This is a genomic window from Undibacterium sp. FW305-107 (genome assembly GCF_058788535.1).
The window spans coordinates 1-14193 of record NZ_JBYTAV010000016.1 but is presented as its reverse complement, the minus strand read 5'-3'; the positions used below and the strand labels follow the sequence as shown (position 1 = coordinate 14193).

The 14193-nt window shown below is 48.7% G+C and carries 11 protein-coding genes; 6 read left to right on the top strand and 5 right to left on the bottom strand.

Translation table 11 applies throughout. The annotated features are described in order from the left end of the window. Positions 1 to 36 precede the first annotated feature (36 nt). Together AC3WQT_RS26475 and icd are read right to left on the bottom strand one after the other, a co-directional pair. Positions 37 to 2796, bottom strand: a complete 2760-nt coding sequence (locus tag AC3WQT_RS26475; protein WP_492708645.1) for a DUF3857 domain-containing protein — start codon at positions 2794 to 2796, stop codon at positions 37 to 39. 465 nt (positions 2797 to 3261) lie between these two features. Then, on the bottom strand, positions 3262 to 4515 hold the full coding sequence (gene icd / locus AC3WQT_RS26470) for an NADP-dependent isocitrate dehydrogenase (protein WP_422942419.1): 1254 nt from the start codon (positions 4513 to 4515) through the stop codon (positions 3262 to 3264). Positions 4516 to 4912: 397 nt separating this feature from the next. On the opposite strand from icd, the gene AC3WQT_RS26465 reads away from it, so the two are divergent. Continuing rightward, positions 4913 to 5458: a pseudouridine synthase gene (locus tag AC3WQT_RS26465; protein WP_492708643.1), complete on the top strand. Its 546-nt coding sequence runs from the start codon at positions 4913 to 4915 to the stop codon at positions 5456 to 5458. Positions 5459 to 5545: 87 nt separating this feature from the next. On the opposite strand, the gene AC3WQT_RS26460 is transcribed toward AC3WQT_RS26465, so the two are convergent. Further along, a complete protein-coding gene (locus AC3WQT_RS26460; protein ID WP_492708641.1) occupies positions 5546 to 5803 on the bottom strand; it encodes a hypothetical protein in 258 nt (85 codons plus the stop codon). Between the two features lie 219 nt (positions 5804 to 6022). Then, a complete protein-coding gene (rpsT, locus tag AC3WQT_RS26455) occupies positions 6023 to 6286 on the bottom strand; it encodes a 30S ribosomal protein S20 (protein ID WP_492708640.1) in 264 nt (87 codons plus the stop codon). Between rpsT and AC3WQT_RS26450 the strand changes: the two genes are divergently transcribed. From AC3WQT_RS26450 to AC3WQT_RS26440, 3 genes are read left to right on the top strand one after another with little or no spacing between them, the layout of a single operon-like run. Next, on the top strand, positions 6285 to 6584 hold the full coding sequence (locus AC3WQT_RS26450; RefSeq protein WP_492708638.1) for a hypothetical protein: 300 nt from the start codon (positions 6285 to 6287) through the stop codon (positions 6582 to 6584). The genes rpsT and AC3WQT_RS26450 overlap by 2 nt on opposite strands. Continuing rightward, complete coding sequence (locus AC3WQT_RS26445; RefSeq protein WP_492708636.1) at positions 6581 to 7183, top strand: GNAT family N-acetyltransferase; 603 nt, start codon at positions 6581 to 6583, stop codon at positions 7181 to 7183. Before AC3WQT_RS26450 ends, AC3WQT_RS26445 begins: the two co-directional genes overlap by 4 nt. A gap of 40 nt (positions 7184 to 7223) precedes the next feature. Beyond that, positions 7224 to 8393 carry a vWA domain-containing protein gene (locus AC3WQT_RS26440; protein WP_492708634.1) on the top strand — a complete coding sequence of 390 codons (1170 nt, stop codon included), beginning with the start codon at positions 7224 to 7226 and terminating at the stop codon, positions 8391 to 8393. Positions 8394 to 8496: 103 nt separating this feature from the next. Here the strand turns inward: AC3WQT_RS26440 and AC3WQT_RS26435 are convergent, their stop codons facing one another. Further along, positions 8497 to 9324, bottom strand: coding sequence for a response regulator (locus AC3WQT_RS26435; protein WP_492708632.1), 828 nt, complete (start codon positions 9322 to 9324; stop codon positions 8497 to 8499). Positions 9325 to 9474: 150 nt separating this feature from the next. On the opposite strand from AC3WQT_RS26435, the gene AC3WQT_RS26430 reads away from it, so the two are divergent. After that, the gene (locus tag AC3WQT_RS26430; RefSeq protein WP_492708630.1) at positions 9475 to 11466 is read left to right on the top strand and encodes a DNA topoisomerase IV subunit B; all 1992 of its coding nucleotides are present in this window, start codon (positions 9475 to 9477) and stop codon (positions 11464 to 11466) included. Positions 11467 to 11517: 51 nt separating this feature from the next. Further along, the gene (parC, locus tag AC3WQT_RS26425; protein ID WP_492708628.1) at positions 11518 to 13845 is read left to right on the top strand and encodes a DNA topoisomerase IV subunit A; all 2328 of its coding nucleotides are present in this window, start codon (positions 11518 to 11520) and stop codon (positions 13843 to 13845) included. Positions 13846 to 14193 lie beyond the last annotated feature (348 nt).

Here is a 14193-nt window from a genome sequence, read left to right as displayed (position 1 = left end):
TCCCTCATTCAGTTTATATTTTTCTTTATTTGGTTTTTATCTGTTTTTTTTCAAACGTTCTGCTTCATACTCCGCCAGGGGACGATATTCCCCGGTCAAAATATTTTTTTCAACTGACCGCTGTGTATAGACCATGGCTTTGAGCTTGTTTCCATTCACAATATTTAATTGGCCAATATAGAAATACGCTTCTGCCAAAGCTATATCAAGTTCGTCTCCAGTACGCTTATGTACCTGCTGCAAAACCTGTTCTTCCGGCTTGCCACCTATCATGGTGGCTGCGAGCATGGCATTGAGCCAGTCGTCGCCATCATTAGTTGCAACTGGCAAACTGACTTGCGGATTTTGGCGTCTGAGTGCGAGGTGACGCATGATGATGGCACGTAATTTTAGTTGAACGGAGCTGCTTTGCTCTGCGGAAGAAGTAAAGCTGTCAACAGCTTCGCGCCATTTACCCATGGCATATAAAGACATGCCACGCAGCATGGACATATCGCTATCCGTTCTGCCCTGAGTCAGAAAACGGGCACTGTCACTTTCACTATTCTTGAAGTCGCCAATGGCAAAATAGATTTTTGACCGACAACGCAAATATTCCTGGCTATCCATACCCTCTTTTTGAATTGCCTGCATATCTGCGCTGGCTTCGGACTTGCGTCCCAGCCTCGCATACGCAAGGCCACGCTCACACAAAGCGACACCAGGATGATTACCGTTTGCCCGCGCTTCATTGATTTGCCTGGATTTGTTGCGAATGCCATCTTCGAGCTGTTCTTTGATTTTTTGCCTTGCAGGCAGCGCCACATCCGGCAGTTTGCGGTCAGCAAGCGCCTTCACGTCGGTGCTACGTATCTGCACAGAGCCTTCCAGCATGGCACTGACTTTTCGCGTGTCGGCCATAAAATCAACTACTTCTTGCGGCTGGACACGGTCTTTCAAACTGCGTAGTTCAACAGTAGCCCTGAAGACATTTTTCTTGAAAGTCAGGACTTCATTTGCCTGAAACGCAGCGTTCTCAATTTTAGATGTCGACGGGTTGTAGTTGGCATTTACCTCTTCTGGCAAAATAACATCCAGTTCATAGCGCAGCAATGGCGGTTGCGTAGGCGTTGTCAAAGGCTGCTTGCGCTTGGGGTTTTCTGGCAAGAAGAAACGCTCGCGCATATTCGACGCCTGATAACGCATTTGCCAGCCGATAGAATTCTTGGTCAGCATTCCGGGTATCTGGAAATTCAATTCAATATTGAGCGTATTTGCCTGGCGATTGTCGGTGACGGTTGGGCCAGACTTCAGTTCTGCGTTCGGGTAGCGTCGCAAAACTGAAGCAATATAGCTATTCTTTAACTGCTCCTTGCTCTGCCTGCCAAGATAAAAACGCGCGTGCTCCGCGTCTATCCCTGCATATTGATGGGTCACCTGGAATTCCGCCACGCCATCCAATTTATCCAAACGTATTTTTTCCAACCGACCTGTAACTGTAGGCGTGCCTTCTTCGTTCTTTGGAATACCAACCAGATCATGCGTGTCTTTTTGGATGACGAGTACTTGCGCTCCCTCATGTACCTGTCCCATATTCACTAGCGGGCCATATTGGGCCGCCCTGGTAGGGTCGAGATAATATAATTTGCCATTGACCTTTGCACTGACGATTGCATGATCAAATGCCATAGGTGTTGGCAACATTTTTGGCGGCATTGCTGGATTGGATGCAGAAATTAATACTAGCGAAGCCTCTATACCCAGTTTTCGCAAAAGCGTGACCAGCAATAAAGATTTATCCTTGCAATCACCATAACGTCGCGCCAGCACTACCTCTGGCACAAAAGGTTTATGGGAATTCTCACCGATTGAAATGGACAGATAGCGTATCTCGGCCTGCACATAAGCCAAAGCCCGCTGGACAGTTTCGTCTGCATTGTCAGCGCCACGCAAACTGGCAACTACTTTATCAACCTCGGCACTCGCGGTATTCACATCAAACAGCGATTGCGCCCACTGGCTTACCTGGCTCCACTGTGAAAATTCAGAAAATTGCACGAATCTGAACTGGAATACATCACGGGGCACATAAGGTTCAAACTCTATGGCTTTTAACTGCTCTGCAGAAAAAGTAAGGATTTTCCTGCCTGCTGCTTGCTCTTCTTTGATCTGGATATTGCCATCACCTTGACCGAGAATATGGTATTTGATGGGCCTGCTGAGAGGAGAATTAAGACGAATGCGCTTGCGTAAAACGGGATAAACATTGTCCCATACCATGGACTGGAAAAAATTCCCGTCAAAAACCGGGTTCTGGCCTGTCGTGGAATAGGCTATATCAACAATATCGCCTACACGGATATCTTCAATGACGACCGAAGCGGTGACTGAACCGGTAAAAATACCGGAATCGAGTTCACTTTCCATTTGCAGATAACGTATATCTGCCGTAGTAGTTTTATCAAATACCTGGCTACCACGTATGACCTTGATACTGTGCAGGCCCACTTTTTGATATTCAGGGTGAAATGAAATCTCAATCCGGCCAACTTGCGTCAGCATTGATGCTTCATTCGCCTGCATCATGCGGTGCACATAGGTCGTTGCTTGTTTGTCGACAAAAGTCTGGACGTCGGATAAACGTACGACTATTGGCGCGGCGGTATTGGTGTCGGCGATTTGTCGGCCATTGTCCTGATACACCCAGGCAGGAACCGCTTCGCCGCGCGTCAGATTTTTTTCAAATCGCTGGGGATCTTGTGATTTGCCATTCGCCTGCCCTTCCGTTTGAAGTGCGTATGCAGAGGTGTAGCACATCCAGGTCAACAGACATATACAAAGACGGAGTAGGCGGTTGCTATCGTACTTTTCAGTCAGCCTGATCAACTTGGATGGGGTTTGTGTAGTAAATGGCGTCATAAGTATGCAAAGAATGGATCACTCGCTTGAAATCCATGATCAAGAAAAGTGAATAGCATACTGCGGTCAAAAGCCACAAGGATACAGACCAGAACGGTCGCCTCCAGGTCCCGAAGCAATGATCTGACACACTATGCCTGCCTTGAAAATCAACTTCGAGATTTGTTTTTCTACTTGATTTTATCAGAATGAAATATCTCTTTGGTAAAAACTCTATAGAAGAAATGCTTCAAAAGTGCTGAGTTACAGAACAAAAAAAAAGCAACAATGCAAAAGGAAAAGCCCCCTGTCTTGAAACAGGGGGCTTTAACTGTTCTTCGTCATCTGCCTAAATTTCTTTAAGCCAGAACAAAAGAATCAAACTTACATGTTTTCAATCATGACATCGCCAAAACCGGAGCAAGACACTTGTGTCGCGCCTTCCATCAAACGGGCGAAGTCATAAGTGACTTTCTTGGCTGTGATGGCTTTTTCTGTCGCGCTGATCAACAGATCAGCTGCTTCCAGCCAGCCCATGTGACGCAACATCATTTCTGCGGACAAGATCAGGGAACCTGGGTTCACATAATCTTTACCAGCATACTTAGGTGCTGTACCGTGAGTAGCTTCAAACATGGCGATAGAGTCAGACAGGTTCGCGCCTGGAGCAATACCGATACCACCAACCTGAGCTGCCAGTGCGTCAGAGATATAGTCACCGTTCAGGTTCAGTGTAGCGATAACACTGTATTCTGCTGGACGCAACAAAATTTGCTGCAAGAATGCATCAGCGATGGAATCCTTAACAGTGATTTCTTTACCTGTTTTTGGATTCTTGAATTTGCACCATGGGCCGCCATCGATCAGTTCAGCGCCGAATTCTTTTTGTGCCAGAGCATATGCCCAGTCACGGAAGCCACCTTCGGTGTATTTCATGATGTTGCCTTTGTGGACGATAGTCACAGATGGCTTGTCATTGTCGATCGCGTACTGGATTGCTTTACGTACCAGACGTTCTGTACCTTCACGGGATACTGGCTTGACGCCGATACCGGAAGTTTCAGGGAAACGGATTTTCTTGACGCCCATTTCTTCAGTCAGGAACTTGATCAGTTTTTTAACCTGGTCAGAACCTTCAGCGAATTCGATACCAGCATAGATATCTTCAGAGTTTTCACGGAAGATGACCATGTCAGTTTTTTCTGGCTCACGCACTGGGGATGGCACGCCTTTGAAATAACGCACTGGGCGCAGGCAGACATACAGGTCGAGCTCTTGACGCAGTGCCACGTTCAAAGAACGGATGCCACCGCCAACTGGTGTCGTCAATGGGCCTTTAATGGAAACAACGTAGTCTTTCAAGACTTTCAGTGTTTCTTCTGGCAACCAGACGTCAGGACCATATACTTTAGTAGATTTTTCACCCGCATAGATTTCCATCCAGCTGATTTTGCGCTTGCCGCCATAGGCTTTTGCTACGGCCGCATCGACGACCTTGATCATGACCGGGCTGATATCAACGCCAGTACCATCGCCTTCGATGAATGGGATGATAGGATTGTCAGGAACATTCAATGAAAAATCAGCATTGACGGTAATTTGTTTACCTTCAGCAGGTACTTGAATATGTTGATACATCGTTTTCTCCGTAGTTGGGCGATCAAGCGGGTCGCGCTTTTCTCATCATTTGTCTTGCGTATTTATATTTTATAGAGCAATCACTCTTCTATAAGACACAAGACCATCATTTCGTATTATGCACTACTATTTTACCGTATGCCATCAGTTTGTCAGCTTTGCTGGCCTCACGGCGCCTTCGGTTTTCACGTACTACCTTATTTGAAAATACAAAATGGCAAGCTTAGAGGCAATCTCACATGCCCAAGCTCTAAAAATTGCAAAACAGAAAACATTTTACAATCATTTGGCAAATCGTTTCTTTTGTATTAGTTCCAGTATTAGCTCTATCTTTTACATGGCAGACAATGCGCTGCTATTCATTTATACAAGTGCATTTTACGGTTACCATATTGCCATGAAACTGATTTTACTCAACAAACCGTTTAATGTGATGTGCCAGTTTTCGGCACACCCTGGTCGCCCTACCCTGGCTGACTATATCAAGATCCCGCACATATATCCCGCTGGCCGGCTCGATGCAGATAGTGAGGGACTGATATTACTGACTGATGACGGTCAATTACAAAACCGCATCAGCCACCCTGACCACAAACAAGCCAAAACCTATCTGGTGCAAGTCGAAGGCACACCAAGCCGCGAGGCACTTGAGAAACTGCGCCAACCTTTGGACCTTGGTGATTTTGTGACTCAGCCCTGCATCGTCAAGCACGTATATCAACCTGAGTGGCTATGGTCACGCAATCCGCCGGTGCGGGAAAGGGCGAGCATACCAACCAGTTGGCTAAGCCTGACTTTATCAGAAGGGAAAAATCGCCAGGTCAGACGCATGACTGCAGCAGTTGGCTTGCCAACCTTGCGCCTGGTGCGTATCAGCATAGGCGGTTTTTCGCTGGAAACCCACCCTTTACTGCCTGGCGAATGGCAAGAAGTTAAAATTTAAATAATGTTTGCACAGAAATTCAGAAAAAAATCCATAAACGTTATAAATTAATTAGAATTCCTGTCAACGCCCAATTCACCGGTAGCGTTATTTGCCTTGATTCAATTGAATCACACTTAACCAATACTTTATGAAGGACACCAAAATGAAAAAATTGATCGCCGCTCTGGTCGTAGGTCTGTTTGCTTCTACTGCTTTCGCCCAAGCATCTGCTCCTTCAGCTAAAGCATCAGCGCCAGCCGCTTCCGCTGCTGCCGCCGCATCTACAGATGCTTCCAAACCAGCTAAAAAAGCGAAAAAAGCTAAGAAAGCTAAAGCAGCATCTGCATCCGCTTCTGCATCCATGTAATTCTGTCGTTTTTTTCAGTACAGAAGCAAGGCAGGCTAATCCCTGCCTTTTTTTGCATCTGACATTAAGCACTGGCTGCCTGTATAAAAAATCAAACGACACAAAAAGTAATCCCGAAATACAAAAGCAAAAGCCGCAATAAATTGCGGCTTTTTCACTTCAGGCAGTCAGCAAATCAATGCCAACTTTACAGCTTTAAAAACAGGCTTAAAAGATTAAGCCAGTGCTTTCAAAGCAGATGCCAGACGGCTCTTATGGCGAGCAGCCTTGTTTTTGTGAATGATTTTCTTGTCAGCGATACGGTCGATAACCGATACGGAGCTTTGGAAAATTGCTGCAGCAGCAGCTTTGTCACCAGCTTCGATCGCTTTACGAACAGCTTTGATCGCTGTGCGCAGCGTGGAGCGCTGGCTGGAGTTGTGTGCATTCAGTTTAACTGCTTGACGAGCACGTTTGCGTGCTTGTGCGGTATTTGCCATGAGATTTCCTAAACGTGGTCAAAGCGACGAGGTCAAAACATTTGATTTAAATGCCACGCCGCAAAATTCTATACAGCTTTGCAGTATAACCGGATTTATTTTTGATAGCAAGCGTTCCTGTCGATTCTTACAACAGGCATGCGCATTTCTGCTGTTTCAGCAGGATTTACGCAACTGTCATGCTCAAAATCTGCACGACTGTATCTATGCGCATGAGGTGAGGGATGCAAAACTAAGCGACTGCACCAAATTTTACTATCAATGCCATTTCTCTGCTTACACCACTGCCAAAGGATGAACATGCTCTGCAAGCCAATTACATTAAAAGGAAAACACGTAAGTCTGGAACCGCTGGAACAGCATCATCTGGCAGATATCCAGGCAGCAACAGCCGATGGCGAGTTATGGAAACTGTTTTTTACCTCAGTCCCCTCCCCTGAGAATACCCAGAACTGGCTCAATATTGCACTGGAAATGCAACAACAGCAAAAAGCCGTGCCCTTTATCGTCCGCGAAAATACGACTGGCCAGATAGTCGGTGCCACCAGATACTGTAATATGGATATCAATAACAAACGCTTGGAGATAGGCTATACCTGGTATGCGCAACGGGTACAGCGCAGCCCGGTGAATACCGAATGCAAGCTGTTGTTGCTAGGCCATGCCTTTGAAGAGTTCGGCTGCATTGCCGTTGAATTTCGCACTGACTGGTTTAACCGCCGCTCACAAGCGGCAATAGAACGACTGGGTGCCAAGCGCGATGCTGTTTTGCGCAATCACATGATTTTGCCTGATGGCCGCATCCGTGATACGGTGGTATATAGCATCCTGAATTCTGAATGGGCGGGTGTTAAAAAGAATTTGCAGTATATGCACACCAAATACGAAGCGCAATAAAGTAAATAAAAGCAAGAGTTATAAATACGGAGAATGACAAGTGCTGATCGATTTTTTCTTTACCCTGAAAGACGCCAAGATTCCGGTATCCATCAAGGAATTCCTGATGCTGTTGGAAGCCATGGAAAAAGGTCTGGTCAGCATGTCACTCGACGATTTCTATTTCCTGTCGCGCACCATCATGGTCAAGGATGAAGCGCATTATGACAAGTTCGACAAGGCTTTTGGTTTGTACTTCAAGGGTATAGACACGATCTTTGAAAAGCGCCCCGACATCCCACTGGACTGGCTCATGAAGCGCATGGAGCGTGAATTGACCGATGAGCAAAAAGCCGCCATAGAGAAATTTGGCTATGACAAGTTGATGGACAGATTGCAGGAGTTGCTCAAAGAACAAAAAGAACGTCACGAAGGTGGCAGCAAATGGATAGGCACGGGTGGTACTTCACCCTTTGGCAATGGCGGCACCAATCCTGAAGGCATACGCATAGGGGGCAAAGGCGGCGGCCGTAGCGCGGTCAAGGTGTGGGAGGCACGCGCCTTCCGAGACTATGACGCTGAACGCGAGCTAGGCACCCGCAATATCAAGGTTGCCCTGCGCCGCCTGCGCAAATTCGCCCGTCAGGGTGCAGAAGAAGAACTCGCACTCGATGCCACCATCAAGGCTACCGCAAACAATGCCGGTTATCTCGACATCAAGATGCAGCCTGAGCGCAAAAATAATATCAAAGTACTCATGTTGCTGGATGTAGGTGGCACCATGGACGATCACATCGCCCAGACTGAAGAGTTATTTTCTGCCGCCAAGACCGAATTCAAAAACATGGAATTCTTTTATTTCCATAACTGCGTCTATGACTACCTGTGGAAAAACAACCGCCGCCGTCACGCAGAAAAATTCCCGACCTGGGATGTCTTGCGCAAATACACGCCCGACACCAAGGTCATCTTCGTCGGTGATGCGACCATGAGCCCGTATGAAATCCTGCAGGCCGGCGGCTCTGTCGAATACAACAATGAAGAAGCTGGGGCGACCTGGTTGCAACGGTTTACCTCTGCCTTCCCGAAATACATCTGGCTCAATCCTGAACCTGAAGGGCTGTGGCAATACCGGCAATCAATATCGGTGATCAAGCAGATTATGAGTAACCGCATGTTTCCGGTGACGATAGAGGGCCTGGAGCGGGGGATGCGTTTATTAAGCAAGTGACAATAAAATCAAAAAAGCTTTGCCGGACTGCTCAGGCAAAGCTTTTTATCACATCACAGATATGTAACTTACATCAGGGGCAAGATCGTGTCTTGCATCAGCTTCACCGCAGCTGTAAAAACTTCTGTATCGTCGACAGAACCTGCTTCCTCGACAAAGGCTTGGTCAAAAAGCCCTCACACCCTGCCTGTTGTGCATTTGCAACTTTATAATTAAAACTCTTGTCCACCAGAAATATCACCGTTGTCCTACGGTCTGTATTTTGCTTCTTTAACTCAGCACACAGGCGATAAGGGTCAATATCCGGGGTTGAAGAATTGATCATCGTCATGGCGTGACGATTATTCTTGTCCAGCATCAAAGCGCTACGTTCGTCGCAGGCCAAAGTCACGGTGATGCCATATTTATCCATGATCATGGCGACATATTCGCGAAAACGCATGTCCTTGTCGACAATCATGATGCCGCCCTTGGGCACGCTGGGCCTGCGCATTTTTTGGTATTCGCTAGGGTCGGTCAGGTCAAGATCAAGGCGTTCGCGGCGGCGACGCTCAGGCACGGCCACTTCGCCAAAGGCGCTTAAAGTGGTCAGCAAGAGCTGGCGACGGTCAATTAATTCGTCAAGTACATCAAACAGTTTGCGCCAGCGTATAGGGCGCGGCATGGACTGATAATGTAAATTGACATCAGTCTTACCTATGAGCAATACTGGCTGCGCGCCACCGAGATTGAGGTCGGACAGGGTCGCAAGTGCTTTTAAATCTTCTGCATTGACAATATGAATGTCAGGATCTTGTAGACTACCGGTTTTTAAAACCAGATAGCGATAGCCCTTCTCGCGGAGAACAGCAAGAACGGTTGAGAAGGTTTCTTCCTCTTTTGGAGAAAATCCAAGCAGTCGGATCGCGATCGTTGGAGTTTTTGTTGGCATCGTTTTTCCATCTTACACATTGCAGCTTCGATCATTGCAGCTACAATAGCTGCAAAAACGCTGCAAGAATACAGCTTAATTCTGCCAGCCTCGCAAAAAAATTGCAAAACATCATCAAAAAATTAACCAAAACAACAGATTTTCATTCGCATGGCCACTAAAAAAAATACTTCTCCGTCCGACTATAGCGAATCATCCATCCGAGTACTCAAAGGTCTGGAACCGGTCAAACAAAGACCGGGGATGTATACCCGCACCGAAAACCCCCTGCATATCATACAAGAGGTCATCGACAATGCCTCGGATGAGGCGCTGGGCGGGCATTGCAAAAACATTCTGGTCACCATCAATGCTGATACCAGTATCAGTGTAGAAGATGATGGCCGCGGTATTCCAGTCGGTTTGCATCCTGAAGAGGGCGTGCCGACTGTAGAAATCGTGTTTACCCGTTTGCACGCGGGCGGCAAGTTTGACAAAGGTTCTGGTGGTGCCTACGCCTTCTCTGGTGGTTTGCATGGCGTCGGCGTATCTGTCACCAATGCCCTGTCCAAACGTCTGGAAATCACAGTATGGCGTGAAGCGGGCCTGCATCAATTGACTTTTGCCCATGGCGATGTCATAGAACCGCTACGCAGCCAGCCTTTGGCCAGGGGCGATAAAAAGAACGGCACGCGTGTCACCATCTGGCCAGATGCCAAGTATTTTGACAGCGCCAATATCCCGCAAGGCGAATTACAGCGTCTGCTGCGCTCCAAGGCAGTCTTGCTGCCGGGTGTTAAAGTCACGCTGTTCAATGCCAAAACGGGTGAAAGCCAGACCTGGCAATATGATCAGGGCTTGCGTGGCTATTTGACCGAAGCACTGGCGCAGTCTTCGCACGGAGAACCACTGATCCCGCTGTTTGAAGGCGAGCAATTTGCCAATTCCGACAGCGACGGCTTTGCCGAAGGTGAAGGTGCTTCCTGGGTAGTTGCCTGGACAGAAGAAGGCAATGTCGTCCGTGAATCCTATGTCAACCTCATCCCTACTCCTGCTGGGGGTACGCATGAATCCGGCTTGCGTGAAGGCCTGTTTGGCGCGGTGAAGAGCTTTGCCGAGATGCATTCGCTGCTGCCTAAAGGCGTCAAGCTGTTGCCAGAAGACGTATTTGCCCGCGTATCCTTCGTTTTGTCAGCCAAGGTACTGGATCCGCAATTCCAGGGCCAGATCAAGGAAAGGCTGAATTCACGCGATGCCGTACGACTGGTATCGTCTTTCACCAAGCCGCCGCTGGAACTGTGGCTGAATTCCCACGTGGAATACGGCAAGAAGCTGGCTGAACTGGTCATCAAGCAAGCGCAATCGCGCCTGCGTTCTGCCCAGAAAGTGGAAAAGAAAAAATCTTCAGGTGTGGCCGTCTTGCCAGGTAAGCTGACAGATTGCGAATCGAATGACACTACCCGCAATGAAATCTTCCTCGTCGAGGGTGATTCAGCCGGTGGCTCTGCCAAGATGGGTCGCGACAAAGAATTCCAGGCGATCTTGCCACTGCGCGGCAAGGTATTGAATTCATGGGAAGCAGAACGCGACCGCCTGTTTGCCAATAACGAGATTCATGATATTGCCGTTGCCATCGGGGTAGACCCACATGGCATGAATGAAATCGTTGATTTTACCAATCTGCGCTATGGCAAAATCTGCATACTCTCTGATGCAGACGTTGATGGCTCACACATCCAGGTCTTGTTGTTGACACTGTTCTTCCGTCACTTCCCGCAGCTGATTGCGCGTGGTCACATTTGCGTGGCGCGTCCGCCGCTGTTCCGCGTTGATGCACCTGCACGTGGCAAAAAGCCAGCACAAAAAATCTATGCGCTGGATGCAGGTGAACTCATCGCCATTGAAGACAAATTACGCAAGGACGGTGTCAAGGATGGTGCATGGGCAATTTCCCGCTTCAAGGGCCTGGGTGAAATGAATGCAGGCCAGTTATGGGAAACCACCATGAACCCGGATACACGCCGTCTATTACCAGTTTCTCTGGGTGAGTTTGATCAGGTCTTTTCTGAAGGCCGTTTCAATATGCTGATGGGCAAAGGCGAAGCCGCCGCCCGCCGTGCCTGGATAGAAGAGCACGGAAACGCTGTTGAAGCTGACATATAAAATATCTGACCTCACAGACCACAGAAGAATACAAAAAATACGAATAGAACCATGAGCGAACAAGCGAATTTATTTGATCAAACTCCACCGCCACCAGGCGATGGTGAAACCCTGACCCTGGCGACCTTTGCAGAACGCGCCTATCTTGACTACGCCATCTCGGTCGTCAAAGGCCGCGCCCTGCCCGATGTTTGCGATGGCCAAAAGCCAGTGCAGCGCCGCATCCTGTATGCGATGAATGAACTGGGCCTGAACTCTGCCGCCAAGCCGCGTAAATCTGCTGCCGTCGTTGGTGATGTACTCGGTAAGCTGCATCCACATGGCGATCAGTCAGTCTATGATGCGCTGGTGCGTATGGCGCAGGATTTCTCCCTGCGCTATCCACTAATTGATGGCCAAGGTAACTTCGGCTCACGCGACGGCGATGGCGCAGCGGCCATGCGATACACAGAAGCGCGCCTGACACCGATCTCCAAATTGCTGATGGATGAAATCGACCAGGGTACGGTTGATTTCCAGCCCAATTATGATGGCACTACTGAAGAACCAAAATTACTGCCTAGCCGCCTGCCTTTCGTCTTGCTGAATGGTGCATCCGGTATTGCAGTGGGTCTGGCGACAGAAATCCCTTCGCATAACCTGACTGAAGTCGCCAAAGCCGCAGTGGCCTTGATACGCAACCCGGCCATGAAACATGCAGAGCTGATGGAATACATCCCCGGCCCCGACTTCCCGGGCGGCGGACAAATCATTACGCCAGCATCCACCATCGCGGATATGTATGCAACTGGCCGCGGCAGCATGAAGGTGCGTGCACGCTGGAAGATAGAAGAGATGGCACGCGGCCAATGGCAAGCCGTGGTCACAGAATTACCACCTGGCACCTCCTCACAGAAAGTGCTGGAAGAAATCGACGAGCTGACCAATCCGAAAATCAAGCTGGGCAAGAAAACCCTGTCGCCAGAACAGGTAACATTGAAACAGGTCATCCTGTCGGTGCTCGACACCGTGCGTGATGAATCCGGCAAGGATGCGCCTGTACGCCTGGTACTGGAACCAAAATCCAAGAACCAGGACCAGGCCGAGTTCATGCAAATGCTGCTGGCTCATACCTCACTGGAAACCTCTGCATCGATCAATCTGGTGATGATAGGTGGCGATGGCCGTCCACGTCAAAAAGGTTTGCTTGACATCCTCAGTGAATGGATAGCCTTCCGCTTTACAACCGTCACACGCCGTACCCAATTCCGTCTCAAGAAGGTTGATGACCGCATCCATATCCTGGAAGGCCGTGAAGCGGTACTGTTGAATATTGATGAAGTCATACGCATCATCCGTGAATCTGATGATCCCAAGCCTGCACTGATTGCAGCATTCAAGCTGTCAGATATCCAGGCTGAAGATATTCTCGAAATCCGCTTGCGCCAGTTGGCACGTCTGGAAGCCATCAAGATCCAGCAGCAACTGGATGAATTGCGTAAAGAAAAAGCGGGCCTGCATGACTTGCTGGAAAATCCTTCTTCGATGAAGCGCATGCTCATCAAGGAAATCGAAGCCGATGCCAAACAATTTGGCGATGCCCGTCGTACGGTTATCGAAGAAGCTGCCAAGGCTTCAGTAGAACAAAAAGTCATCGATGAACCGGTCACTGTCGTCATCTCGGAAAAAGGCTGGGTACGTGCACGTACCGGTCATGGTCATGACAATGGCCAGTTCACCTTCAAGGCGGGCGACAGCCTGTACGGCACCTTTGAATGCCGTACAGTAGATCAATTGCTGGTGTTTGGATCAAATGGCCGCGTATATTCCGTGGCCGTCTCCGCCCTGCCCGGTGCGCGTGGTGATGGCGTGCCTATCACCACGCTGATCGACCTGGCAGTTGGCAGCAAGATTTTGCATTATTTTGCTGGCAATGCCGATATCAGCCTGCTACTGTCCTCCACCGCTGGCTATGGCTTTACGGCAAAAGTCGGCGATATGGTAGGTCGCATGAAAGCCGGTAAAGCCTTCATGACCCTGGAAGAAGCCGACTTGCCTCTGCCACCTGCCGTCGTCACAGAAGACGCCAGTGCAATTGCCTGTTTGTCCGAAAAAGGCCGCTTGCTGGTCTTTGGCCTGGCAGAAATCAAGCAGCTTTCCAGCGGTGGCCGTGGCGTGATTTTGATGGAACTGGAAGACAAGGAAAGCCTCGTGTCAGCCCAGGCCATCAGCCAGCGCGGGGTGCGCGTGCATGGCATAGGTCGTGGCGGCAAACCACAGGAAGTCAATCTCAGCGCAACAGGCCTGGGTATCCATATAGGCAAGCGTGCCCGCAAAGGCAAGGCGCTGGAAGCCAAGATCAAGGCTACTGGCTTGCAGAAGATTATGGCGAAAGAGTAAACGCTGTTTTTGATTAGCATTCGCTAATTATTGAATTGAAAATCGTCCATGGCTATGATGTCATGGACGATTTTTTATTAGGGGATTGCCAACAAGTAGTGCTGCGATTCAAATATCCGTTAATTGACAGCATTCTGAAAACAAACAGCATTGGCTGCACTGACGTTTTTGATGTTGACGTTGTTTTTGACTTTTGCAGTTCCCATGTGTCGACGCCGTTTGTGCGGTACAGAAAATGGAATAAGAAGAGCCACTGTCTGAGGTGTAGCAGTGTAGTGGTCAAGTAAATCAGGACAAAGAAATAGGAGTTTTTACGGCGTAATGACGTTCGAAGACAGAGGGAGATAA

Excerpts from the sequence above, each read along its gene's own strand:
- AC3WQT_RS26475 (WP_492708645.1), bottom strand. The coding sequence starts at position 2,796 with ATGTGCTACACCTCTGCATACGCACTTCAAACGGAAGGGCAGGCGAAT.
- icd (WP_422942419.1), bottom strand. The coding sequence starts at position 4,515 with ATGTATCAACATATTCAAGTACCTGCTGAAGGTAAACAAATTACCGTC.
- AC3WQT_RS26465 (WP_492708643.1), top strand. The coding sequence starts at position 4,913 with ATGAAACTGATTTTACTCAACAAACCGTTTAATGTGATGTGCCAGTTT.
- AC3WQT_RS26460 (WP_492708641.1), bottom strand. The coding sequence starts at position 5,803 with ATGGATGCAGAAGCGGATGCAGATGCTGCTTTAGCTTTCTTAGCTTTT.
- AC3WQT_RS26450 (WP_492708638.1), top strand. The coding sequence starts at position 6,285 with ATGAGATTTCCTAAACGTGGTCAAAGCGACGAGGTCAAAACATTTGAT.
- rpsT (WP_492708640.1), bottom strand. The coding sequence starts at position 6,286 with ATGGCAAATACCGCACAAGCACGCAAACGTGCTCGTCAAGCAGTTAAA.
- AC3WQT_RS26445 (WP_492708636.1), top strand. The coding sequence starts at position 6,581 with ATGAACATGCTCTGCAAGCCAATTACATTAAAAGGAAAACACGTAAGT.
- AC3WQT_RS26435 (WP_492708632.1), bottom strand. The coding sequence starts at position 9,324 with ATGCCAACAAAAACTCCAACGATCGCGATCCGACTGCTTGGATTTTCT.
- AC3WQT_RS26430 (WP_492708630.1), top strand. The coding sequence starts at position 9,475 with ATGGCCACTAAAAAAAATACTTCTCCGTCCGACTATAGCGAATCATCC.
- parC (WP_492708628.1), top strand. The coding sequence starts at position 11,518 with ATGAGCGAACAAGCGAATTTATTTGATCAAACTCCACCGCCACCAGGC.